This window comes from Rhodococcus sp. M8, assembly GCF_015654185.1.
In the GTDB taxonomy this organism is placed as follows: domain Bacteria; phylum Actinomycetota; class Actinomycetes; order Mycobacteriales; family Mycobacteriaceae; genus Rhodococcus; species Rhodococcus aetherivorans.
Window position 1 is genome coordinate 1,234,775 of record NZ_CP064065.1, and the last position, 17,182, is coordinate 1,251,956.

Genomic DNA, 17,182 nt, shown 5'->3' on the forward strand with positions numbered 1-17,182 from the left:
GCGCCGACGGCGCCTACAGGTGCGACGTGTCGTTGACCAGCCGCACGGCCGCGCCGCCGTCGGGATAGAACTCGGCGATGCTCAGCGACGCGAGGTCCAGGTGCAGGCGGTACAGCAGCGACGGCCCCGCGTCGAGCGCCATCTGCAGCAGCGTCTTGATCGGCGTGACGTGGGAGACGACGAGCACGTTCGCCCCGCCGTACTCCGCGACCAGATCGTCGCGGACGGTGGCGAGACGGCCGCGGACCTCGTCGAAGCTCTCCCCACCCGGCGGGCGCACCGACGTGTCCCCCAGCCAGCGCCGGTGCAGATCGGGATCGCGCTGCGCCGCCTCGAGGAAGGTCAGCCCCTCCCACTTGCCGAAGTCGGTCTCGATGAGGCCCTCGTGCACCGTCACGGGCAGACCGAGCGCCGACGCCGCGGCATCGGCGGTCTCCCGGGCCCGCCCGAGCGGCGACGACACCACCGCGGCGACGTTGCCGCGCTCGCCGATGCGACGCGCGGCCGCGCGGGCCTGCGCACGGCCCAGTTCCGTCAGCGGCGGGTTGCCGCGGCCGGAGTAGCGGCGCTCCACCGACAGCGGGGTCTGCCCGTGCCGCAGCAGCAGCATCCGGGTGGGCGTGCCGACAGCGCCGGTCCAGCCGGGCGATTTCACCGGTGGGGCCGCCGATTCCGGTGTGGGAGAAGCGGATTCGGAACCCGAAGCAACCGACGCGGCGGCGTCCATCGCCTCGTTGGCGAGCCGGTCGGCGTAGGCGTTCTCCGCGCGTGGCACCCAGGTGAACTCGACCCGCGAGAATCCCCGGGCCAGCTCGCGGGCGCGGGCGGCGAGCGGAATCATGTCCGGGTGCTTGATCTTCCATCGGCCCGACATCTGCTCGACGACAAGCTTGGAATCCATCCGGACGTCGACCTCGTCGGCCCCGAGTTCGGCGGCGGCGGTCAATCCGGCGATCAGGCCCTGGTATTCGGCCACGTTGTTGGTGGCGCGGCCGATGCTCGCGCTGCGCTCGGCCAGCACCGCCTCATGGTCGGCGCCGAAGACCACCGCACCGTAGCCGGCGGGGCCCGGGTTGCCGCGCGAGCCGCCGTCGGCCTCGACAACTACCCGGCTCAAATCCCGGATTCCTTGGTACGCACCAGGATCGCGTTGCACTCGGGGCAACGTACGAGGGTCTCGGGGGCGGCGGCGGCGATGCGAGCGATCTCGCCGCGGTCGAGCTCGAGGCGGCATGCGCCGCACCGGCGCGCCTGCAGCAGGGCCGCGCCGATGCCCGTCTTCGTCCGCTGCGCCTCGTACTGGTCGACCAGCTCGGCCGGGAAGGCCTCCACGAGTGCCGCGCGGTCGCTCAGGCACCGCTGCTCGGCGACCTCGATGTCGGCGAGCGCCTCGTCGCGCAGGCGGACCGCGTCGGCGAGTTCCTCGTCGACGCTCGACAACCGCGCGCCGGCGTGGTCGTGATCGGCCTTGGATGCCTCCCGGCGTTCCATGACCTCGAGCAGCTCGTCCTCGAGCAGGGCCTGCCGGCGTTCGAGGCTGGTCAGCTCGTGCTGGAGTTCGGACAGCTGCTTGGCGCCCACACCGCCGGCGGCGAGAAGCTTGCGGTCGCGATCCTCCCGCTGGCGGACCGCCTCGACCTCCCCCTCGAGCTTGCGAATGTCGCGGTCGAGGTCGTCGAGGATGATCTCGACAGCGACGGCGGCGTCCCGGCGCGCGGTGCGTTCCGCCTCGAGCCGCTCGACCTCCTGCTGTTCGGGCAGGGTGCGGCGCCGGTGCGCCAGGCGGGTCACCTCGGTGTCCACAGCGGCGAGGGCCAGGAGCTTGGACTGCACGGCGGGTTCGACGTTCACTCGGCGGGTTCCTGCTTTCGGCGACGAGATCAAGGGGGGTGGTAGCTGCCTACCGTACCGCGCGGCCGGTCACGGGGAACCCGGACCTACCGGGCTGCGGTGGTCCAGGGATCGGTGCGCAGCGCGCTGACGCGGGTCGACCAGCCGTCGCGGTCGACGAACACGTCGTCGAGCACACCCTTCGCCTGGGCGCACCACGGGTACTCGCTGGCCCAGTGCGCGACGTCGACAAGCGCGGGGCCGCCGGCGCGCAGGTGCTCGTCGGCGGGATGGTGCCGCAGGTCCGCGGTGACGTAGGCATCGACGCCGAGCCGGCCGACGGTGCCGAGGAAGGAGTCGCCGGAGCCGCCGCACACCGCAACGGTGCGGATCATCCGGTCGGGGTCGCCGGCACCGCGCACCCCCCACTCGGTGGCCGGCAGTGCGGCCGCGACCCGCTCGGTGAACTCGCGCAGCGTCTGCGGCGCCGGGAGTTCTCCGACCCGGCCGAGACCCCGGGAGCCGGGCAGAGCGGCGAGTTCGAGCACGTCGAACGCGGGTTCCTCGTACGGGTGCGCCGCGCGCAGGGCAGCAAGCACCCGGCCGCGCACCGATCGCGGGGCCGCGACCTCGATGCGGTCCTCGGCCAGGCGTTCGAGTTCGCCGACGGTGCCGACCGCCGGATCCGCCCCGGCCTCGGGACGGAACTGTCCGGTCCCGGAGGTGGTCCAGGAGCACTCGCGGTAGTTCCCGAGCCGGCCCGCACCGGCGTCGAACAGGGCGGCGCGCAGCGTCTCGGCCGAGTCGGCGGGCACGAGGACCACCCACTTGTCGACCGCCGGTTCGGGCTTGGGTTCGATCGGCCGCAGGCCGGTCAGGCCGAGCGCCTGTGCCAGCGCATCGGACACGCCCGGGTCGGCACGGTCGGCGTTGGTGTGGGCGGTGAACAGCGCGCAGCCGCCTCGGATGAGCCGGTGGATCAGGGCGCCCTTCGGGGTGTGCGCGCCGACGGTGTCGACGCCGCGCAGCAGCAGCGGGTGGTGCACGAGGAGCAACTGCGCACCCCAGGCGAGGGCTTCGTCGACGACGTCGGCGGTCGCGTCGACCGCGAGCAGGACCCTGCTCACGGGCTCGGAGGGATCACCGGCGACCAGCCCGACGGAGTCCCACGACTCGGCCAGCGACGGCGGATAGGCCGTCTCGAGCACGTCGATCACCTCGCGCAGCGTCACCGCCGTCACCGCTCCTCCTTCGTCGTCTCCCGGGTGCTGCCCGAGACCCTACGCGGCGGGCTTCGCCGGGAGCCGGGACAATGGGGACGTGACGACTCTCGCCGACCTGCATCCACTGCTGCTGCCCGCGCCCGTCGTGCTGTTCGACCTCGACGGCACCCTCACGGACTCGGCGGCGGGCGTGCTCGACGGGTTCCGGCATGCGCTCGCCACGGTGGGCGTTCCGGAACCGGCGCACGACGAGCCACAGCGGGTCCTCGGTCCGCCGATGATCGACACACTGCGCGGGCTCGGTCTCGACGAACAGCAGGTGGATCGGGCGCTGACCGCGTACGTCGAGCGCTACGACGCGCGCGGCTGGGCGGAGAACTCCGTGTTCGACGGGGTGGCGGCGATGCTCGAGCGGGTGCGCGACGCCGGGAGCCGGCTCGCCGTCGCGACGTCGAAGAACCAGGGCTTCGCCGTCCGCATCCTCGAGCACTTCGGGCTGGCCGCCCACTTCGAGTTCATCGGCGGCGCGAGCGACGACGGGAGCCGGCGGGCGAAGTCGGACGTGATCGCGCACAGTCTGGCCTCGCTCGGGGTGGACCCGGTCGCCGCGGAGGACGGCGGCACCGCGGGCGTGGTCATGGTCGGCGACCGCGAGCACGACGTGACGGGCGCGGCGCGGTGGGGTATTCCGACGGTGTTCGTCGAGTGGGGGTACGGCGCCGACGACGAGGCGGCCGTCGCCCACCGGTCCACGGCGAGCGTCGACGAACTGACGAGGGTGCTGACCGGTGACCGCTGAGCGCCTGCACGTGACGTTCGTGTGCACCGGCAACATCTGCCGGTCGCCGATGGCCGAGAAGATCTTCGCCGAGCACCTCCGCCGGGCCGGTCTCGCCGAGCGCGTCCGGGTCACCAGCGCCGGCACCGGCGACTGGCACGCCGGCGAGGACGCGGATCCACGCACCACGGACCTGTTGCGGCGGCACGGCTACCCGACCGGGCACTGCGCCCGGCGCGTGACCGACGAGCAGCTCGCCGCCGATCTGGTGGTCGCACTGGACGCCGGCCACGACCGGGTGCTCGCGCAGCTCGGGGTGCCCGCCGAGCGCCGGGTGCTGCTGCGCAGCTTCGACCCGGACGCCGAGGGCGAGTCGGTACCGGATCCGTACTACGGCGACCGGTACGAGTTCGAACTGGTCCGGCGGCAGATCGAGGCGGCGATCCCGGGCCTGCTCGACTGGGTGCGACGGCAATGAGGCCCGCGTCACCGGTTACCGTGGTTACGTGCGACGACTGACGTTCCTGCTCCGCCCGAGCTGGCTGGTGCTGGCCCTGGTGGTGGGCGGCTTCGCCTACGCGTGCTTCACCGTGCTCGCGCCGTGGCAGCTCGGCAAGAACACCACCACCGAGGAGCGCAACGACCGGATCACCGCCTCGCTGGCCACGGACCCCGTGCCGGTGGAGGAGCTGCTGACCGGTGCCGCGCCGGCACCGGAGGACGAGTGGCGGCGCGTCGTCGCGACCGGGTCCTACCTCCCGGATTCGGACCTGCTGGTGCGGTTGCGCAGCGTCGAGTCCTCCCCCGCCTACGAGGTGCTCACGCCGTTCCGGCTCGCCGACGGCCGCACCGTCCTGGTGAACCGTGGATACGTGCGCCCGGAGCGGGGCACCGAGATCCCCGGGTTCGCCCCGGCACCGGCCGGTCCGGTGACCGTCGACGCCCGCCTGCGGATGTCCGAGGGGACCGCCGAGGGCAAGACCCCGTTCCGCGACGCCGGCCACACCCAGGTCTACTCGATCGACCCTGCGCAGATCGCGGCGTTCACCGGCCTGGAGCTGACGGGCGGATACCTGCAGCTGTCCGAGAACCAGGCCGGGGGGCTGGGCACGATCCCGTTGCCGCAGCTCGACGCCGGCCCCTACCTGTCGTACGGGCTGCAGTGGGTGGCGTTCGGGATCATGGCGCCGCTGGGCCTGGGGTACTTCGTATGGGCGGAGCTGCGCGAGCGCCGCAAGCGGAAGGACCCGGCGTCGGCCGCCGCCCCCGAGGCCGAACCGGTGCCCGCTCCGGTGGAGCGCAGCACCGAAGACAAGCTCGCCGACCGTTACGGCCGGTCCCGTTGAGCCACCCAGGCGAGGAGCCCGCGATGCACGCGACGATCGACGACTACCTGGCCGACAAGGATGCCGCCGCCGTCGACATGTTCTGCCGGCTCCGCACGCTCGTGCTGGGCCTCGGCGACGACGTCGAGGAGCAGGTCCGCACCGCCGAGGTGCGGTGGGGGCGCGGTCGCGTGTTCGCGGCGGCATTCGTCTATTCGTCGCGGCTCGAGATCGCGATCGACCTGCCGCGGCGGGTCCATCACCCGCAGCTGCGGGAGGCCTTCCCGACCACCGGAAAGGTGACGACCCACCGGTTGAGCATCGCCACCCCGGATCAGCTCGACGACGGCGTCGTCGCGTTGCTGGCGGAGGCGTACGCCACGGTCGGCGCAAGCACCCGATAGCAGGTTCCGCAGGGCGGTGAGCCGCGACGGGCGTCAGACGTAGAGCTGCTCGATCCGGTCGGCGAAATTGTCGACCACCAGCTTGCGGCGCAGCTTCATGCTGGGCGTCAGATCCCCCGCCTCGATGGACAGCTCCCGGTCGAGGACCGTGAACTTCTTGATCTGCTCCCAGCGGTTGAGCCGGTCGTTGAGCCGGTCGATGCAGCCGGCGATCAGCTCGCGGGTCCGCTCGTCCCGGGCGATCTCACCGAACTCCCTGCCGGCCATGCCGTTCTTGTCCGCCCACTCCGTGATCGCCTCGGCATCGAGACCGACGAGGGCGACGCAGTAGGGCCGGCTCTCGCCGTACACGACGATCTCGCTGGCATAGGGGCAGATGCCCTTGAAGGTGGCGGAGATCGCGGACGGCGCGACGTACTTGCCCTGGCTGGTCTTGAACAGATCCTTCTTGCGGTCCGTGATCCGCAGGAACCCGTCGGCGTCGAGTTCCCCGATGTCGCCGGTGTGGAACCAGCCGTCGGGTTCGAGGGCCTCTGCGGTGGCATCGGGCCGCTCGTGGTAGCCGTCCATGACGCCCGGCCCGCGCAGCAGTACCTCCCCGTCGCCGGCGATCCGCACCTCCGTGCCCGGGAAGGGCCAGCCGACGGTGCCGAGCCGGTACGCGTACGGGCGGTTGATGAACGACGCGGCGGACGTCTCGGTCAGGCCGTACCCCTCGAGGATGATGATGCCGGCCGCGTCGAACCACTGCGCCACGGCACGGTCGAGCGGGGCCGCCGCCGAGACGAAGAACCGCAGGCGACCGCCGAAACGCTCCTTGATGGTGGAGAACACGAGACGGTCGGCGAGCCGGTACCGGAGCTGGTCGAGGCGAGAGGGTGCGCGGTCCTCCTGCCGGGCCTGCGAGACACGCAGTCCGACGCCGAGGGCCCAGTCGAAGATCTTCTTCTTCGCCCCGCCCTCCTCGGCGATCATCGCCTCGATGCGGGCGTGTGCCTTCTCGAAGATGCGCGGCGCCGCGCCCATGAAGGTGGGATGCACGACGGCGAGGTTCTCGACGATCTTCTCCACGCGGCCGTCGATCACGGTGGTGAAACCGATCTGCAGGGGCAGCGCCAGCATGACCTTGCCGAAGGCGTGCGACAGCGGCAGCCAGAGGAAGTTCAGATCGTCGGGTCCGAGGATGTTCACCGCGTCGACGGCCGCAGCCGTGTACGTCCACCCCGAGTGCGGCAGCAGCACGCCCTTCGGCTTCCCGGTGGTGCCGGAGGTGTACATGATGCTGGCCAACTGTTCGGGCCGGATCGCGTCGACCCGGTCGGCGACGACGCGGGGCGACTCGGCAAGCAGTTTCCGGCCCCTGTCCTCCAGGTCGGCGAGGCTGATGACCCAGTCCCCGTCGCCCTCGCCGTCGATGACCACCACGGTCCGCACCTTCGGCAGGTCGGCGCGGTGGGCGACGAGCTTGTCGACCTGGGTCCGGTCCTCCGCGATCACGACGCCGCTGCCCGAATTGGCGACGATGAAGGCGACGTCGGGGGCGTTGGTCGTGGGGTAGATCGTGGTGGTCGCGGCACCGGCGCACATCACCGCGAAGTCGGCGAGCACCCATTCGTACCGGGTCGACGACGCGACCGCGACCGGATCCTGAGGCTGGACCCCCAGGGCGATCAGGCCCGCGGCGAGCGTGTCGACCCGCTCGCCCACCTGCCTCCAGGTCACGCTCTCCCAGCCGTCACCCTTCGGATACCGGAAGGCCTCGGCCTCGGGAGTCGCCGCAACCCGGTCGACGAACAGCCGGGCCACCGACGACGCCCGGTTGTCGAGCTTCGAAGAGTCCACCGGTTCGTCCGCCACCCGCAGCGCAGCCATGCGCCGAGTGTAGGACCGTCCCGGTCTCCGACGTGGGCGGTTGCGCAAACGAGGGCGCCCCCGGTCACCGACGCCGGGCAGGTACCCGCGGGAGTCGTAGCGCGACAACGTAGCCGACGGTCGACATGACCGCCATGGCGCCGACGGCGAAGGTCAGGGCGCGGTTCCTGGCGTCGGCGTTGATCCGCACGAGCTCGTCGGCAGCGGGACCCCCGACGCCCCGCGCCGCGAGGTTGGCACCGACCTGGTCGTCGCGCAGCGCGGTGACCTGGACCTGCTGGTCTACCGTCTGCTGGACGAGCTGCTTCTCCGCGGCGTTCAGCACGGCGCTGTCGTCCACCCCCGACTGGAACGAGGAGACCAGCGCCGTCGTCAGGAACGCACCGGCCAGTGCCACTCCGAGTGAGCTCCCGAGGTAGTTGATGCTCCGCGACAGGCCCGTCACGTCGCTCACCTCCTCCGCCGGCGGCGTCGACTGGATCAGGTCGGTCAGCGTCATCGTCATGCCCTGGCCGACACCGAGGAGGAAGAGCCCCGGCGCGAGCGCCAGGCCCGTCGCGGTCTGCCCCGTCTCGCGCGGGTCGAACATGGCGGCGACCGCGACGCAGCCCGCGATCATGAACAGGAACGACCACAGCTGGGCGGTCCGATGAGTCATTCGGCGGCCGGCGACGAGCCGGGCCGCCGCCGAGGCGGCGACGATCAGCCCCAGCGTCACGGGCAGCATGGCAAGGCCGCTCCACAGCGCGTCGAAACCCAGCGTCGTCTGCAGGAAGACCGGCACCAGGAACAGGACACCCGCGGTCACCAGCGCCTGCATCGCCAGGGTCTCCGAGCCGGCCCGCGTCGTCCGATTTCGCAGCACCGCGATCCGCACCAGCGGATCTCGACCGTTCGTGACGAGGTGGCGCTCCCACGCGGCGAACGCGACCAGGACCACCAGCCCGGCGCCGCCCAGTACGAGCACGGGCGACACCCCGCCCCGTTCGAGCACCGTGTACCCGAGCACCTCGAAGTCCTGCCGGGCCCGGACCAGGCCGTACCTGCCGGCCAGCAGCGTCCCGACGACGAGGAGCCCGAATCCGGTCGCGGACAGCACCGCTCCCAGGACGTCGAACCGGCGATCCTCCGCCGGAACGCTGCGTCGCCCCGGTTCGGCGACCCGGCGCATGAGGAGCAGCACGACAACCGTCACCACGGTTCCCATGAGGAACGACACCCGCCAGCTCAGGAAACTGGTGATCACGCCACCGACGATGGGGCCTGCCGCCGCGGCAACCCCGCCGACCGTCCCGATCGTCGACAACGCCCTCGTCCGCGTGGCGCCGGTCAGGGCGTCGGTGAGCAGGGCAAGCATGGCCGGGATCATGAGCGCCACGCCGATCCCCTGGAGCAGGGACCAGCCGACCAACATGAAGACGATACTCGGGCCGACGGCAGTGATGAGCGTGCCGAGCCCGAAGATCTCCGCGCCCAGGACGAAGGTTCGTCGGTAGCCGAGGCGGCCTCCGAGCTTGCTGCTCGTGATCAGGAACGCGGCGATGACGAGGGAGTACAGCGAGATCGCCGACTGTACGGCGGTCAGAGTGGTCTGCAGATCCGCGACTATGGCCGACATGGCCACGTTCATGGCGGTCGAGTTGTAGACCATCAGGAAGTTCTGGACCGCAAGGGGGAGGAACAGGGCTCCGGCGACGCCCGGTCCCGGTGTGCCGGTCCTTCCGCCGCCGTTCACGTCGGAATGGGCGACGACCCTGATGCCGCCGCGCCCGCGCGGACACCGACTGCTGCCGCGGCCGCGGCGGACACAACGGAAAGGGCGATGCCCGGAAAAGCGGGTGCCACCCCGGCGGACGACGTTGCGGTACCACGAAGTCGCACGACGAGCCTCGATTCTGCCCGTGGCCGGTGGCATCACGACCGGCCCGTGAGTTCGACGGTACGACCTCCGGACGGCCCGACGGCGAGAATCGGCGACGTGCCTGGTTCCGCCGTTCGACCACGATCTCGCGACTCCGTTCAGTCTGGGCCACAACAGGTCCGAAGGGTCGAACCGGGAGTGGTCGGTCAGGCGGTGTGCTGATCGGAGACACCCGGCCGGCGCTGCCGGCTCCCCGAGCGGCCATCGGCGGTACGTATCCGCGAAGGCGGAGGATAGAAGTCCCACAGACGCGTCACATCTCATCGATGCCCACTCCCGTCTGCGAAAGCGCAGACCTGCCTCAGGCAGATGGAACGTGATGGACGAGGTAAGCGGTGCGATCCGATTCCCGGCCGCGTTCACCGCGATCGAGAACCATTTCACATGGAAGCTCCAGACCGACGACGGCCGGACCGGCGTCGTCCGGATGGCCGAGGACTACGCGCGGCGACACCACACCCCGCTCGATCTGCCGGCGTTGCGCGCGTTCGCCGATCTGCGTAACGCCCGCAACGCCCACTCGCGTCTTTCGGACTCGACGATCCGCTCCGCTCGGTCCTCGAGGAGATCCGCCGGCACCACTACTCGCAGTTTCCCATCTGCGACGACCGCACCTACCGCGGTCTGCTGACCACCAACTGCATCGCATGCTGGCTCGCACACCGCCTGGCCACCGACGAGATCGTCGAAGGCGAGACCGTGGGCGCGGCACCGGAGTTCGTCGAGCCCCACGATCGAGTCATCCATCTGTCCCGCAAGACGACCGTGCCGCAGGCCATCAAGAAGTTCTCCCCACCCGCCGACGGCGGACTCCCGCCGACCGCCTTGATCATCACGCGCAGCGGCAAGCCCAACGAGAGCCCACTGTCCCTCGTCGTCGCGGACGACCTGCCGGTCCTGGTCGCCGCGATGAGCGCGGGAACATAACTGGGCACATTGCCGATACTCCTGTCGACGGCGGCAACTCGATTCCGACCGGGAGGTCCCCGTGAGACCCGGCGAAGTGCGGCTCGGCCAAGGAGTCTGGTGGGCCGAGGAATATTGGCGGGTGATGGGCGTCTACGACGACGGCAGACTGCTGCGCCTGGCGAGACCGACCCACTTCGAGGACGGCAGCTTCTCGTTCACCGAAAACGTGGTCAACGACGTACCCGTCGAGTTCGTCTCGCCCCCCGACTCGCGTGGACCCGGCTGGACATAGCAGGCGACGACAGCGCCACTCCGGGTCACGAAGAGGGAATCGTGAGAATCACTCTGCCCAACGGCATCGTCATCGAGGACGACGACCCATCCGCTGCCGCGGCCGCTGCCCTCGCGGGCCTCGCACCCGTCGTTGACGATGCCGGCTCCGCCCCGAATGACGTCCCGGACGAAGAATCCGCCGGTTGCTCGGAGGACGCGGCACTCGAAGCCCTGCACATCGTGCGTGCTCGACCGAAGCCGGTGACCGTCACGTACCTCGCCAGGAGATCGGGCATCACCCCGGAGGACGCCCTGGAACGACTCGCGATGCTTGTCGTGATGGGCCGGGTCGAGCAACTGTCCGACGGCATCTACCGCCCGATCGACAACGTCAACGACGTCGACGAGAGCGAGCCTCGGGACACCGCGGCGATGAATGCCGGCACCCCGGCCGAGGAGTCCGAGACGGTGCCCTCCGCGGAACCCGACCCCTTCGATGCGATCATGACTTTCAGGCGTGAGGTGCAAGCCCTGCTACCGACCCGACGTGACCGCGAGACCTACGACCTGTTCGTCTCCCGACGCAAGCGTTTGTCGAGTGCACGTGCCGCTGCGCTGCTCGAGCCGTCCCATCGTCGGGCGATACAGGCTCGGCTCGACGACGACCGCGACCGGCAAACCTTCGAGTTGTTCGTCGAGAACGACGCCTTCCAGTCGGAGGGCACGGTCGCCGGTTCGCTCTTCATCACCCGCCGTGAGGCCGAGGACCGGCTGCAAAGACTGGTCGCGCGCGGAGTCATCGGACGCAAACCAACCGGCTACGGGACCTACCACCGCTACTACGCCATCGACTGACTTTCTCCGAGTAGGCGAACAGTGCCGGACTGCACCCTTCAGGCGCTCATAGACGGTCGGAAACAACGCCACCAGCAGCTTCTGCGACATCCTCTGGTTGTCGAGGATCTGCGCCGACCGGTCCGCCGAGGAGTCCATAGCTCCCGATCACCGCGGCGAGGAATTCACTGTGCAGGTCCTGGCTCGCCGAGAACGGCTGCATGGTGCCGTCTGCGCCTGCTGCAGGGTCTCGGACTCCTCGAGCCGGTCCCGAATGTAGGTGACGACGTTGCGCACGCTCGAGTCGGGGTGGTCACCGGAGCAGGCACTGCGGGACCGGCGCATACCCGAGGGGGCGACGAACGAGCGGCACTCGTTACCCGCCGGAACGATTCGAGGATCGGGTCGGGCAGTCGGCGCAGCGCCGGACGGCTGCCGGGCCGTGTAGTCCGTACGCTGTGCCGTCCATCCGGCCTCACTGCGGAGCGGCTGAGAGGGCGGGGAAGACCACGCGGTAGACGGACGGAACGGCACCTCCGGGCGTCAGTCGCCGGTCCCTCCGAACTCTGGAGGGGTGTCGCGGTAGGTGAACGGTTCCAACGTCACCATTGCGCCGGTGCCTTCGTCACCGTCGACGAGTTGGGCCGCCGTGGCTCGGAATTCCACGCCGACGGTCCTCACGTACCCGTCCGCCTCCCACTGCCCGACCCTCCACCGCAAGTAGTCCCGCAGATCGTCCAAGCTCGCGAAGAACGTCACCGACTTGGGTGCGAGAACCACGCCGTCCTGCCGCCACGACTCTTCCAGGCCGTAGTAGCCGCGGGTGTGGCCGGCCCAGACCTCGTCGAGGGGCACAATCAATTCACTGGGATCGCGTATCGGAACAGGACGCCATCCGTCCTTCGCGGGCTTGCCCTCGAGCACACGATCGGGTGCGCCACTGAGCGTCACGAGGGCCTGCATCTCGGCATCCGGCAGTTCGCGGAACGCCGCGGGGCCGTTGACTGCATTCGAGCTCTCCAGGGGCGTCCCCGCTTTTCGCTCGTGCACCGGGAACGCCGGCGTCAGCCAGTGGATGGGCTGCAAGTAGATTCTGCGAACGCCGGGCTCCCCAGTCAGCTTGGTGACCGTGCAGAACCCGACCACGGACTTCGAATCGGTCTGATAGGCCGCCACCACGTCCCCGGCCGTCACTTCTTCGGCGAGATGCTTGGACACCTCACCCGACAGCGTCGAGTAGTCCCCGCCCCACTCGACAGGTGCACCTCGACTGAACACGCCCCGTAGCCAGTCACCGTAATATCCGGACGGCCCGCCTTCCGCGGCGTTGCACTTGTAGAGCCAGAACCCCATCTCTACCTCTCCCGGTGACCGCAACAGACCGAAGCTGGGCCTTCCCAGTCCGGGGTAACCTCGCGAACTCCGCCTACCCGTTTCTGTGCCTTTCAAAAGCGGCGGGTCCTCGATTGGGAGAATCGGCCGCCGGTGGCTGGTGCCGCCCGCACAATCGCAACCACGGAGCTGGACGGTAATGACCTCGGAAGGCTGCGCCGAGTCGCGGACCCACTCAGTGTCCCGACGTCAGAAGCAGGTGATTTCACGCCCTGGCTTGCCGAGAACATCGACCTCCCGGCTGAGTAGCTCGAGAGGCCGTTGACGGTCGTGTCCACACAGGTCGCTGTCGGCGAATTCTGCTTCGACATCCAGGCGGAGGACGACAACGGCCGCACCGTCGTCATCGAGAACCAACTCGAGCGAACCGATCACGGGCACCTGGGCAGAGCCTGATGTACGCAGCCGGCTTCGACGCCGCGGCCATCGTTTGGGTATCGACACGGTCGGTGAAGATCACCGAAGCGCGCTCGACTGGCTCAACGAACGCACTGACAGCTCGGTCGGCTGTTCGACGACGACCTCGAGGCGGTCGCGAGCGTCCTCTCGGAGGCGCGAGCTCGGGCGAATGTGGGCAAAGCCCTTCCGGCGGTGAGGTACCGGACCCTGAACAGGCTGCTGGGCAGCGTGGGTTGCAGCAGCTGCTCGACGGCACCTATGACATCCCCGGCGTCGTGCGTACGCGCTACGAGGATACCCGTCACCATCCTCCAGGTCGGCCTCACCCAGGTGAGTGCGCTCCTTCCACGCAGGGCAGCGGTTCATGAATGCCACAACCGGCGACCTCGAGACCGTGACGGGTGTACCACGCCGTCCCGTGTTCCCTCGTCGATCCGGCACACAGTGAGGGCAGAGACGGCGCATCCTGAGTGGGTGGCGCGAGCCGTCGGGTCGGCGGCGGAGAATCTCGGCAAGGGCTATCGACACAGGAGGACGCGATGACCTCACATGCGAACAGCACCCCGATTCCGCCCGGCATCGAGATGCCGGACGAGGTCCGCACCCGGTTGGGCACGCTGCGGTCCTTCGACGGAGTCCCGGACGACGAGACGACCCGGACACTGTTCGACAACCTGGACTTCCAGCGGGCGGTGCAGGCGTACCTGCTGGCGCAGCATCCGGTGTCGTGGGCGGCGTGGCGCCGGGGGCTGCTGCGCTGGGGCCCGGCGAACACCACGATGGCGCTCTGGGAGGACCTGTGCCACCCGTGCACCGTCGGACCGGCGATGCACACGACCGTTGTGTACTTCTACATGTGGATCGACCTCCACGATGGACCCCTCGTCCTGGACGCCCCGCCCGACGTGTACGGCCTGATCGACGACTCGTGGGGGCGCTGGGTCGTCGACATCGGCGCGACCGGACCCGACAAGGGCCAGGGTGGCAAGTACCTGTTCCTGCCGCCTGCATACGACGGCGAGGTCCCGGACGGCTACTTCGTGGTGCGGTCCCGTAGCTACGGGATGTGCCTCGTCTCGCGCGGTTTCCGCGACGAGCACGGCGACCCGCATCCGGCCGCCGACATGATCAAGGCGAAGACCCGGGCTTACCCGCTGGCTCAGGCCGACGACCCGCCGCCGATGCGATTCGTGAACGTCTCCTTCGAGCCGTGGGTCACCATCCCGGCCGCCGACTACCAGTACTGGGAGCTGCTCAACGAGGTGGTGCAGTCCGAGCTGCCGGAGTCATCCGACCCGGTCACGCTGGGGATGTTCGCCGCCGTCGGCATCCAGCACGGCACACCGTTCGACCCCGACGAGCGGATGCGGGCAATCCTGACCGAGGCAGCCGCGGTCGGCGACGCGACCGCCCGCGCGCTCCTCTACCGGGTCCGCCAGCCCGAGGCACGCTACTACCCGGACGGCGCCTGGCGGGTCTTCCTCTTCGCCGGTTACCAGTTCCAGGACAATGGCGCCGCGATGCTCGACACCGCCGCCGCGCTCGGCTTCATAGGGAGCGGATCGAGTCCGGCGTACCTGACGGAGATGGTCGGCGCCGGATCGCAGTATGTCACGGCGTTCGTCGACGCCACCGACGCGCACTTCGACGGCGCCAGGACCTACCGGCTGCACGTCCCGCCGAACGTGCCGGTCAACACCTTCTGGTCGATCGTCGTCTACGACACCCAGACCCGGTCGATGCTGCAGACCGACCAGGAATGGCCCACCGTTGCCAGCGACCGCGACATGATCTCGAACGCGGACGGCTCCGTCGACGTCCACTTCGGTCCCGAACGGCCGGAGGGCAGCCGCAACTGGATCCAGACCCTGCCCGGCAAGAGCTGGTTCGCGATAGTCCGGCTCTACGGTCCGCTGGAACCGTGGTTCGACAAGACATGGAGACTGCCCGACATCGAACCGCTCGCGTAGCAACCGGGAATGGTCCGCCCTGACGGCCGGTGCCTCTCCACCGGCCGTCAGAGACGTCACGCCGACTTCTGGTCGGTGTCCGGCGGGTGGTCGAGCTTGCGACGGGCCGCGGTGACGGCCGCGTCGACGGTCGGGTGTGCGTCTTTAACGACACTGGCGATGCCGGTCGCGCTGAGCAGGTCGCGCACCTGGCCGATCTCGCCGGCGAAGAGCAGCCGAATGTGGTGGTGCTCGAGGTCGGCATACAGCCGGTCCAGCATCTCGACGGCGGTGATGTCGATTCCCGGCACAGCTGCGGTGTCGAGGACGACGGCCCGCGTGTCGTCATGGACATGGCCGCGCACGGCCGCTGCCACGTTGTCGGCGTTGGCGTAGATCAAGCCGGACTCGGGCCGCAGCACCACGATCCCGGGCTCAGTGAGCGCGTCGGGATGGCGCTGCAGGTCGACCCAGCGGCCTTTGACCGGTGTGCGGCCCAGCTCGGCGACGTGAGGCCGCGAGGCCCGGAACAGCAGGAGCAGGACCGACACCGCGACACCGAGGAAGAGCCCGGGAAGGATGTCGAAGACCAGCACACCCACCATGGCGCTCGCCGCGGCGAGGAAGTCCGCGTACGCCGCGACGCCGTAGATCCGCCGCAGGCTCGGGGTCGCCAGGCGCGCGTACTTGCGCAGCGTCCGGAAGTCGACGAGCTTCGTGACGGCCGCGATCACCACGGCGGCGAGGGTGGCCTCCGGCAGGTTCGCGAACAGACCGGTCAGGAACAGCAGCGTCATCACCGTCAGCGCCGCCACGACGATGCCAGAGATCTGCGACACCGCCGCGGCCGAGACGTTGACCGCGGTCTTCGACAGGGACCCGTTGACGATCATCCCGGAGGACAGTCCCGCGCCGATGTTCGCTGTGCCCACCCCGAGCAGCTCCTGGTTCGGATCGATCTCGTAGTGTTCCTTGGCGGCGTAGTTCTTGGCTGCTCCGACGCCCTCGGCGAACGCCACCAGCAGGATCCCTGCCGCCGACGCGAGCAGCGCGACGTAGTCGGATCCAGGGAGGCCGGGGAGCCCGAGCGGAGGTAGCCCGCCTTCGATCCGCCCGACGATCTCCACTCCCTTGGCGTCGAGGCCGAGGACCGAGACGGCGACGATTCCCAGGACGACCGCGACCAGCGGTGCGGGCAGCCGGGGCGACACCCTGTGCAGGACCAGTACGACCGCAAGGGAGCCGGCGCCGACGGCCAACGTCCAGCCGTTCGTCTCACCCAGCGACGTGACCAGGTGCCAGGCATTTTCGAAGAAGTCCCCCTCTCCCCTCGGGACTCCGAAGAGCTTCGGGAGCTGGCCGACGATGATCGTCAGCGCCAAGCCGACGATGAACCCCTTCAGCATCGGCTCGGAGATGAAGGAAGCCAGAAACCCCAGACGCAACAGCCCCGCGAGAATCCCGAGCGCACCGACCAGCAGCGCCAGACCGGCCGTCAGCGCTGCCGAATCGGCGTCACCGGAAATGCCGGCAACAGCAGCACCCGAAAGCGCCGCGGTGGCCGCCATCGGCCCCACCACCAGGTGCCGGGAGCTGCCGAACAGCGCGTAGAGGAGCAGCGCCGCGGGCGCGGCATACAGGCCGATCACCGGGGACACCCCGGCGATCGTGGCGTACGCGAGGGCCTCGGGCACCAGAACCGCCCACACCGTCAGGCCGGCCAGCAGGTCACGTCCCATCTGGTTGGCCCGATAGCCCTCGAACGACGTGAGCAGCGGCACCTTCACAACACGAGCACAGCAAACCCGGCCCGGCCACGACAGAGCCCAAAGACCCCGGGTGACGCCGCACGATCCCCGGCACACCGCGGCCCCGGCCTGGCCGTGTCCGCGGGCGTCAACGTGAAGGCCCTGCAGTGGATGTCGGGTGGGCAGAATCCCCCTCGAGCGGTGAAGGACCGGCCGCTGACCAGGTCTTTCACCGCCACTCCCCTGGTGGGCGCGGAGGGTTTCGAACCCCCGACCGCTGGTGTGTAAAACCAGAGCTCTACCACTGAGCTACACGCCCGCAAAT

17 protein-coding genes and 1 tRNA gene are annotated in these 17,182 nt (G+C 69.7%); 10 read left to right on the forward strand and 8 right to left on the reverse strand.

Annotation, left to right across the window (positions count from 1 at the left end):
- Nucleotides 1-13 precede the first annotated feature (13 nt).
- The 3 genes from ISO16_RS05480 to ISO16_RS05490 all read right to left on the reverse strand — a co-directional run bounded on the left by ISO16_RS05480 (nt 14) and on the right by ISO16_RS05490 (nt 3,071).
- Nucleotides 14-1,117, reverse strand: a complete 1,104-nt coding sequence (locus ISO16_RS05480; protein ID WP_006947709.1) for a bifunctional RNase H/acid phosphatase — start codon at nt 1,115-1,117, stop codon at nt 14-16.
- Entirely contained in the window at nt 1,114-1,851 is a 738-nt protein-coding gene (locus ISO16_RS05485) for a zinc ribbon domain-containing protein (protein WP_006947708.1), read from the reverse strand. The genes ISO16_RS05480 and ISO16_RS05485 overlap by 4 nt, the downstream gene beginning before the upstream one ends.
- Before the next feature lie 86 nt (nt 1,852-1,937).
- On the reverse strand, nt 1,938-3,071 hold the full coding sequence (locus tag ISO16_RS05490) for a Nif3-like dinuclear metal center hexameric protein (protein WP_072635469.1): 1,134 nt from the start codon (nt 3,069-3,071) through the stop codon (nt 1,938-1,940).
- A gap of 79 nt (nt 3,072-3,150) precedes the next feature.
- On the opposite strand from ISO16_RS05490, the gene ISO16_RS05495 reads away from it, so the two are divergent.
- Genes ISO16_RS05495 through ISO16_RS05510 form a run of 4 tightly spaced genes read left to right on the forward strand, consistent with a single transcriptional unit; the run spans nt 3,151 to nt 5,560 of the window.
- A complete protein-coding gene (locus ISO16_RS05495; protein ID WP_006947703.1) occupies nt 3,151-3,852 on the forward strand; it encodes an HAD hydrolase-like protein in 702 nt (233 codons plus the stop codon).
- A complete protein-coding gene (locus ISO16_RS05500; protein ID WP_072635470.1) occupies nt 3,842-4,309 on the forward strand; it encodes a low molecular weight protein-tyrosine-phosphatase in 468 nt (155 codons plus the stop codon). The genes ISO16_RS05495 and ISO16_RS05500 overlap by 11 nt, the downstream gene beginning before the upstream one ends.
- Before the next feature lie 28 nt (nt 4,310-4,337).
- Entirely contained in the window at nt 4,338-5,177 is an 840-nt protein-coding gene (locus tag ISO16_RS05505; protein WP_072635471.1) for an SURF1 family cytochrome oxidase biogenesis protein, read from the forward strand.
- A gap of 23 nt (nt 5,178-5,200) precedes the next feature.
- Nucleotides 5,201-5,560, forward strand: a complete 360-nt coding sequence (locus tag ISO16_RS05510) for a DUF5655 domain-containing protein (RefSeq protein WP_006947692.1) — start codon at nt 5,201-5,203, stop codon at nt 5,558-5,560.
- Between the two features lie 33 nt (nt 5,561-5,593).
- Here ISO16_RS05510 and ISO16_RS05515 read toward each other — a convergent pair whose 3' ends face one another.
- Both ISO16_RS05515 and ISO16_RS05520 read right to left on the reverse strand, forming a co-directional pair.
- A complete protein-coding gene (locus ISO16_RS05515; protein ID WP_072635472.1) occupies nt 5,594-7,432 on the reverse strand; it encodes an AMP-dependent synthetase/ligase in 1,839 nt (612 codons plus the stop codon).
- A gap of 64 nt (nt 7,433-7,496) precedes the next feature.
- On the reverse strand, nt 7,497-9,167 hold the full coding sequence (locus ISO16_RS05520; protein WP_072635473.1) for an MFS transporter: 1,671 nt from the start codon (nt 9,165-9,167) through the stop codon (nt 7,497-7,499).
- Nucleotides 9,168-9,672: 505 nt separating this feature from the next.
- Between ISO16_RS05520 and ISO16_RS28610 the strand changes: the two genes are divergently transcribed.
- From ISO16_RS28610 to ISO16_RS05535, 4 genes are all read left to right on the forward strand, one after another.
- A complete protein-coding gene (locus ISO16_RS28610; protein WP_072635474.1) occupies nt 9,673-9,984 on the forward strand; it encodes a hypothetical protein in 312 nt (103 codons plus the stop codon).
- Nucleotides 9,921-10,280: a hypothetical protein gene (locus ISO16_RS28615; RefSeq protein WP_230304566.1), complete on the forward strand. Its 360-nt coding sequence runs from the start codon at nt 9,921-9,923 to the stop codon at nt 10,278-10,280. Before ISO16_RS28610 ends, ISO16_RS28615 begins: the two co-directional genes overlap by 64 nt.
- A 61-nt stretch (nt 10,281-10,341) precedes the next feature.
- Complete coding sequence (locus tag ISO16_RS05530) at nt 10,342-10,554, forward strand: hypothetical protein (protein ID WP_029544285.1); 213 nt, start codon at nt 10,342-10,344, stop codon at nt 10,552-10,554.
- A 41-nt stretch (nt 10,555-10,595) separates the two neighbouring features.
- Nucleotides 10,596-11,390: a hypothetical protein gene (locus ISO16_RS05535; RefSeq protein WP_072635476.1), complete on the forward strand. Its 795-nt coding sequence runs from the start codon at nt 10,596-10,598 to the stop codon at nt 11,388-11,390.
- 522 nt (nt 11,391-11,912) lie between these two features.
- Here ISO16_RS05535 and ISO16_RS05540 read toward each other — a convergent pair.
- Nucleotides 11,913-12,722, reverse strand: a complete 810-nt coding sequence (locus ISO16_RS05540; protein ID WP_029544289.1) for a hypothetical protein — start codon at nt 12,720-12,722, stop codon at nt 11,913-11,915.
- Between the two features lie 309 nt (nt 12,723-13,031).
- On the opposite strand from ISO16_RS05540, the gene ISO16_RS28900 reads away from it, so the two are divergent.
- Together ISO16_RS28900 and ISO16_RS05545 are read left to right on the forward strand one after the other, a co-directional pair.
- A complete protein-coding gene (locus ISO16_RS28900) occupies nt 13,032-13,157 on the forward strand; it encodes a hypothetical protein (RefSeq protein WP_256997112.1) in 126 nt (41 codons plus the stop codon).
- A 542-nt stretch (nt 13,158-13,699) separates the two neighbouring features.
- Nucleotides 13,700-15,130, forward strand: a complete 1,431-nt coding sequence (locus ISO16_RS05545; RefSeq protein ID WP_072635477.1) for a DUF1254 domain-containing protein — start codon at nt 13,700-13,702, stop codon at nt 15,128-15,130.
- Nucleotides 15,131-15,186: 56 nt separating this feature from the next.
- Here ISO16_RS05545 and ISO16_RS05550 read toward each other — a convergent pair whose 3' ends face one another.
- Both ISO16_RS05550 and ISO16_RS05555 read right to left on the reverse strand, forming a co-directional pair.
- Nucleotides 15,187-16,896 (reverse strand): SulP family inorganic anion transporter, encoded by a 1,710-nt coding sequence (locus ISO16_RS05550; protein WP_083662538.1) that lies wholly within the window; start codon nt 16,894-16,896, stop codon nt 15,187-15,189.
- Between the two features lie 205 nt (nt 16,897-17,101).
- Nucleotides 17,102-17,176: transfer RNA gene (locus ISO16_RS05555), tRNA-Val, on the reverse strand.
- Between the last annotated feature and the right edge of the window lie 6 nt (nt 17,177-17,182).

What these genes read in the sequence shown, in the direction of transcription:
- ISO16_RS05510 (WP_006947692.1), top strand. Translation starts at nt 5,201, where the DNA reads ATGCACGCGACGATCGACGACTACCTGGCCGACAAGGATGCCGCCGCC.
- ISO16_RS05515 (WP_072635472.1), bottom strand. Translation starts at nt 7,432, where the DNA reads ATGGCTGCGCTGCGGGTGGCGGACGAACCGGTGGACTCTTCGAAGCTC.
- ISO16_RS28610 (WP_072635474.1), top strand. Translation starts at nt 9,673, where the DNA reads ATGGACGAGGTAAGCGGTGCGATCCGATTCCCGGCCGCGTTCACCGCG.
- ISO16_RS05540 (WP_029544289.1), bottom strand. Translation starts at nt 12,722, where the DNA reads ATGGGGTTCTGGCTCTACAAGTGCAACGCCGCGGAAGGCGGGCCGTCC.
- ISO16_RS05545 (WP_072635477.1), top strand. Translation starts at nt 13,700, where the DNA reads ATGACCTCACATGCGAACAGCACCCCGATTCCGCCCGGCATCGAGATG.